The 779-nt window shown below is 42.1% G+C and carries 1 protein-coding gene and 1 pseudogene; both read left to right on the top strand.

Annotated elements, in window-relative coordinates:
* Positions 1-118 precede the first annotated feature (118 nt).
* Positions 119-646, top strand: a complete 528-nt coding sequence (locus EII14_RS09045) for a hypothetical protein (protein ID WP_036889458.1) — start codon at positions 119-121, stop codon at positions 644-646.
* A gap of 9 nt (positions 647-655) precedes the next feature.
* Positions 656-779, top strand: a pseudogene (locus EII14_RS09050) (AraC family transcriptional regulator); the annotation flags it as partial.

A 779-nucleotide genomic window follows, 5' to 3' on the forward strand; every position in this document is an offset into this window, starting at 1 on the left:
GAAGCCCTCTGTACCAAAACCTAATGAGGACGAGGACTCAGGTCTGGGAATTTAATCAATCCTGCGGAGCGATTGCCTCTATCGGCAGTCACTCCGCTGAAATCTCATGTATAAAAAGATGAAAACAGAAGGAATAACAAATGATTTTATAATAGCATTGTGTAGCAATGTCAGAAGCAAGCGAATTCCCGAAGAATACGATTTCTTTGGTATGCTAATAGGTGAATGGGATATTATTTGGAACGACCATCTGGAAGATACCGAACCAAGACGAGTAAAGGGTGAATGGATATTCTCCCGAGTTCTGGATGGAACAGCTGTGCAAGACCTTTTTATAGTTCCCTCTCGCGAAGAACGCCTACAAAATAAACAACCCGATGCAGAATACGGAACGACGCTTCGCATTTTCAATCCTAAGACTATGGTATGGGATATTTTTTATGGTTGTACGGGTGAAGCTATCCGACTGACGGCTCAAAAGGTAGGCAATGAGATTATCTTGACTGAAAACACGACAAAAAAGATGCGATACGTTTTTTCAGACATAAAGGCATTTTCTTTTCTGTGGAGAAAGGAACGAATGGATAAGAATAACGAATGGCAGATCGTGGCGAAAGTAACGGCAGAGAGAAAACAAAACAGATAACGGGAAAGTATGACCATAGAATTTTGTGCAATCAATAAGCCTGAAGATTGGATGGAGATGGTTGCCGAGCAATTCGGCACATCTGTAACGAATAACGGTTTTACCGTTCCGCCTTCGGTGGGTAACGGCTTTT

Source organism: Alloprevotella sp. OH1205_COT-284 (assembly GCF_003859795.1).
Classification (GTDB): domain Bacteria; phylum Bacteroidota; class Bacteroidia; order Bacteroidales; family Bacteroidaceae; genus Alloprevotella.